The 5,788-nt window shown below is 36.7% G+C and carries 3 protein-coding genes; 1 reads left to right on the top strand and 2 read right to left on the bottom strand.

Features of this window, described 5'->3' with window-relative positions:
• The coding region (locus tag C8P70_RS13435) for a choice-of-anchor J domain-containing protein (protein WP_133713821.1) at positions 1–4,289 on the bottom strand (4,289 nt) is incomplete at its 3' end.
• Between the two features lie 632 nt (positions 4,290–4,921).
• Here C8P70_RS13435 and C8P70_RS13430 point away from each other — a divergent pair.
• Entirely contained in the window at positions 4,922–5,380 is a 459-nt protein-coding gene (locus C8P70_RS13430) for a S24 family peptidase (protein ID WP_133713820.1), read from the top strand.
• A gap of 258 nt (positions 5,381–5,638) precedes the next feature.
• Here C8P70_RS13430 and C8P70_RS13425 read toward each other — a convergent pair.
• The coding region (locus C8P70_RS13425) for a T9SS type B sorting domain-containing protein (protein ID WP_133712624.1) at positions 5,639–5,788 on the bottom strand (150 nt) is incomplete at its 5' end.

Genomic DNA, 5,788 nt, shown 5'->3' with positions numbered 1-5,788 from the left:
GGTGTAGTAAACACTCCGCAAGCTGTTTTAAATATATAAGGTCCGGACCACTCTCCGTATTTTCCGTTTCCACAACCAGTACGAACGTAAAACTCATACTCCGTGTTAGACGCCAGGTTATCTCCATTCTTGTCTTTAGTTACAACAACTTCTTTATTTTTAGTGTTGCTCCCTGTTGCAGTTGGAAGTGGTGTAGAACCTCCTGCTTCCTGTACAATAAATTCCCAGTCGGAACCAAAGTTATCCTGCCAATAAATAGTTGCTTTCTCTTCCTTTTCATCTTTGCTACCTAACTCCACTGGTTGCGGACAGTCTATTTCTTCTAAAAAGACATTGTCTATATATACATAAGTATACTGAGTAGACGAGGTAACATGCCAGGCTAAATTAATATTTCCGCTAACTCCTGAGATAATAGCAATTTTTTCTTCCCATGTCGTACTTGGATCATATTTCTTTTTAGGAACAACCACATCCGTAAAATTAGAAGTTTTATCTATTCCTGAATCAGACAACAATACCTCAAACTCATACTCATAAGAAGTAGTAGAAGTTGTTCTATAGTGATACTTTAATCTATAATATTTACTAGGATCCAAAGTAAAAGTCGGAGACATCAACCAGTCATTATGGGGTAAATTTGCAGAGGAAGATCCGTAGAACCTTGCGGACTGATCACCTTCATAATTTGTTGAATTCATATGCCAAATACCAGCTGTAGATGAAGTAGAGTCCCCATTTCCGTCAATTATATTCCAACAATCTATCGTTTTGGAATCTTTATTAAATCCTTCCCAAAATGGTAACACCTGCGTATCACACGGTGTTCTAAAAGTAAAAGGTCCTACCCAACCACTGTTTTTTCCCGGACCGCAAGTAGATCGAACCCAAAATTCATACTCTGTATTCGGTTGTAAATTTCCGCTGCCTGTGCCATTGGTACGGGTTACTGTTACCGGTTTACTGGTCACTAAAGTACCGCTGCCCGTAGGTTTTCCACTCCCTGCCGCCTGAACATAGGTCTCCCACTGAGAATTTTCGGTATCCGTCCAGTTAAACTTAGCCTTGTCGATCTCCAGGTCACTAATTGTTATATCGTCTTCCGGACCGATACAATCAATTTTTTCAAGTTTAATATTATCCAGATATACATAGGTATAGCTGCTATTACTTGCCGTTACATGCCATCCTATGTTGGCATCTCCATCTACACCAGTAATGTATAATATCTTTTTCTCATAATCTCCGTTCTTATACGTATCTGATGCCAGTAAAGTAGTTGTAAACTGACTTGGATCCGTTCCTTTAGTTGATAATTTTACCTCAAAATTATTCTCATAAGAGGCATTGGTTCTGTAATAATAAGTCAGTTGATAAATATCTGTATTTTTCATCTGAATTATGGGTGATATCAACCAATCATCAAACGGTGCTCCTGCTGATGTTCCATAAAATCGCATACTGTAAGTCCCTTCATACGCATAAGTAGAACTACTGTAAAGTCCCCATGTATTTGTTTTCGTAGTTGTTCCCGATCCGTCACTTCCTACATCCAGAACTGTCCAACAATCTACCGTTGTAGAATTAGTCTCGAAGGTTTCTGTAAACGGCCAGCTAACTGCTGAACACTCTGTTTTAAAAACAAAAGGACCTATCCAATCGCCAAATGTTCCATCTGTACATTTAGATCTAACATAAAATTCATACTCTACATTAGGTTTTAAGGTAGCCCCGCTATTCGTTTTAGTTACTGCTGCCTCATTAGCTGTGACAGATGTACCTGCACCGCCCGGATATCCATCGCCTTCTTCCTGAACAACATATTCCCAACTCGCATTAAAATCATCCTCCCATACAATAGTAGCCTTGTTAGACTCAATATCTTTTACACCTAAATTCATAGGATCCACACAGTCTACTTCAACAAGAGTCACATCATCTAAATACAAATAAGTAGCTGAAGAAGGTGTGGTTACATGCCAGGCAAGGTTAACATCTCCACTAATCCCACCTATAAACAATGTTTCTTCTTCCTCCGTACTGCTGCTATGTGTTTTAGACAAAATAGTAGTTGTAAAATCATTCGGACTTATACCTCCTTTAGAAAGCAATACTTCAAAATCATTATTATAAGAAGTATTTGTTTTATATCTATAAGTCAACTTATACACTTTTGTTGCATCTAGTGTAAATGCCGGTGATATTAACCAATCATCGTGAGGAGCTCCGGCTGAAGTTCCATAGAAATACATCTGTTGATCCCCTTCCATCGGACTTATTGTGTATGTCCTCCATATATTGCTCCCTGTAGGAGAGGTTGAATCTCCATTGCCATCGACAATCGTCCAACAATCTAACGTTTTTGAGTCTGTGTTAAATCCCTCCCAAAAAGGAATCGAAAAAGATGCACACTGTGTTCTAAATGTAAAAGGCCCCTGCCATATACTATATTCTCCTCCTCCACACGAAGTACGAACGTAATATTCGTATTCTGTATTATCTTCCAATGCTACTCCCGAAGCATCCTTAGTTACTGTAACTTCTTTTGTAGTCGTTGCAGTCCCTCCGACAGTAGGTTTTCCCCCACCGGTTTTTTGTACATAATACTCCCAAGCTGTAGCACCAAAATTATCTGTCCAAAAAAGTGTAGCAGTGTCTGATCCTACTCCTTTTACATCTAAATCCATAGGCTCCGGACATCCTGTTACCTCTTCTATAAAAACATTGTCCAAATACAAATAAGTATATTGAGAAGAAGACGTAACATGCCAAGCTATATTGACATCTGCATTTACTCCATCAATAATTAAATATTCCTCAAACCAAGCTGTACTTGGGGTATACTTCTTTTTAGGAACAATTGAAGTTGTAAATTTAGAAGTACTGTCCGATCCCGTGGTAGATATCAATACAGCAAACTCATAATCATAAGAAGTAGTAGAAGTAGTTCTGTAATGGTATTTTAATCTATACTGCTTTCCCGCCTGCATTTTTATAGGTGGCGAAATCAACCAGTCGTTATGTGGTCTTTTTGTAGCATCACTTTGAGCGCCATAAAAATACATCGAGTGAGAGCCCTCATAACTAGTTGCACTTGTTTTCCAGATATTGCTACCTGTCGGAGAAGTTGAATCGTTATTTTCATCCACTATCGTCCAGCAATCTAAACTTGCGGAATCCGAGTTAAACCCTTCCCACCACAAAGAAGACGTTATTATCCCACAAGACGTTCCGAAAGTTTCCATCTTCCAAACACTTTTACCGTCCGTACTGCCACAATCTGATCGCACATACACTTCATAGCTAGTTGCCGGACTCAATCCCGTAACATTAATAGAAGTTGAAGTAGCCGGCGTATAACTTGTAGGTATTCCTTGTCCCGCTGGTTGCACCGCATATTCCCAAGCTGTTTCTGTCCCTCCTTTATTCCATGAGATAGTAGCCCCATTAGTGGTAATTGTAGAAACAGCTAAATCTTCCGGAGAAGCGCAGCTAACTGAATATCCCAATTTAATATGTGGCCTTCTGTAATCAGACGACACCAAAGAGGTACTGAGCGTTCCTGTTGTATTGTTATTATATTTTGTAGTATTGCTATTAGAGGTATCTACACAAGGTGATCCGTACTCATACTCCCAAGACACACTTGTAGTATTCCCTCCATTCTCATATTCCATCAACACCATCAGATTCTGTGTCCCTGAATAGGTAAATTTAGTCGAAAACGCGAATTTTTTCCAACCCGCTCCTCCGGACATCTCAGACAGAGGATTAGAATCATATACTAAAGTAGCTCCTGTAGTATCCCACGTCCAAGCTCCAGAACCAAAATCTATACTAGCAGTCTCTTTCAAATATACCTTAAATTTTGGAGATCCTGTAGGATCATTAGTTCCGTTCCGATTAAAATAAATAGATTCCAACTCCTGACCGGCAACCCCTACAAGCTGACTAGCCGGGTAAATTACGGCTGTTCTATTTACTGCAGTTGCATTAGAGGTACTATACATCGGAACATAAGTCGTAGTAAAAAGCATCAGACACGTCCCCGTAACCTCATAGTCTTCAGCATAAGAGGCAAACAACAATGCGTCTTGGGTTTCATTATTAGACTTTTTATCCACAAATAAAGATCGTCCATCCACTTCTTTATGAGATAAAGTGACTTCTTTCTTTTCTAATATATTGAAAAGAAAATTTCCAGCATTATATTCCTTATTTATAGCGTAGACTAAGACGCTACAAATGAGAAAGACAACAACTGAAACAATAGTTGTAATTTTTTTCATAATTTATTAGTTAATTAGGTTAATTTATTTTTTTATAATTCAACTCTTATAAATGATACAAAAATCACAAAGAATCAAATTTTCCAAAAGTTAATTATTTCTATTTCTAAGACATTCTTTAGCTTTTGTATTATATATTCTCACATGCGCTTCTTTTGCCTCTATCAGCACTTATAAAGTTTAACTTACCTTTCTATTACTATTAAGCCTACAAACAAGTTTACAAGCTTTGAAGTACCTCATTAATTCTTTTTTTCATCTTCTTATAATCTTCACAAATTTGAATTGAGGTTTGGCTCACTCTATCCCCTCTAAGCGAGGCATAAATAAAATGAGGTATAGTTTCATACTTTTCTACAAGCCTTTTAATAATATCCTTGTTATAGATATTATACGACTTGTTTTTTCTATTTTTGTCCCTTGGTTCAATTGGTTACAATTTTTATAGATAACAAATATCAAAACTTATTTCGAATAAACAAAATAACCAAATATTTTTTTGGAGGAAACAATGTTTTATTTGCTAAAAAATTAGGAACTAGCGAGGCGAATATTAGAAACTATCGTTCTAAAACTATTCCCAAAATAGATTTTATCGTAAAACTTAACGAAATATTAGAAATATCTTTCGAATGGCTGTTAAATGGAAAACAGCCCATGCTCATACAAAATACTCAAAAAAATTATATGATGATCAATTCTATATACCTTTAATACCTCTACAACCTGTTATTGATAAATTAAATAATGAGCTAAAAGAAAATTTTATCCTAGATTCATATTTAATCCCAGAATTTAAACAAAGAGGAATAGAATATATAATTCGAATGAGTGGCTCTAGCATGTGTCCAAAATATAACAACGGCGATCTACTTGGATGCAAATTTGTACACGATACAAGTTTTTACCAATGGGGAGAGGTCTATGTATTAAACACGAAACAAGGTACTATGATAAAAAGATTATTCCCTAGCGAAATTGAAGGATCTTTAGAATGCCGCAGCGATAATGAAGAATATCCTCCATTTTTGATTAACAAAGATTCTATATGTAGTCTGTCAATTGTATTAGGCATGCTAAAGCTTGAGTAGTCTCCTTCTTTACCCCTTCAAGCACATTTATCAAACGACAGAGGTTACTTTTCTTTCAAAAAGCAACCTCTATACAAAAATTTTATTTTAATCTGAATTCTCTATATGTCCAGTTAAAGTATTGCTTCCATTTTCTCCTGAAAAACACCACTTTATATATTTTTATCTCCTGTATTGACAACTTCAGTTATAACCAATAATCTAGCTCTGTATTGTATTCTATCTACACAACCTTTTTTTATCAACTTCATAACTTAATTATCTTTTTAATGAGAAGTGTCCTTTATACTCTACTTTCCTAGGCAGGAGCTTGCCATCCACACTCTCCTGTATATACTCTACCATAAACCAGTAATCCGTAGCAGGCATAGCCTTGCCGTTAAAGGTTCCGTCCCAGCCCTGATCCGA

Source organism: Myroides indicus, assembly GCF_004364575.1.
GTDB lineage: Bacteria > Bacteroidota > Bacteroidia > Flavobacteriales > Flavobacteriaceae > Flavobacterium > Flavobacterium indicum_A.
This window is presented reverse-complemented; position numbering and strand designations above follow the sequence as displayed.

Excerpts from the sequence above, each read along its gene's own strand:
- C8P70_RS13430 (WP_133713820.1), top strand. The coding sequence starts at position 4,922 with ATGGCTGTTAAATGGAAAACAGCCCATGCTCATACAAAATACTCAAAA.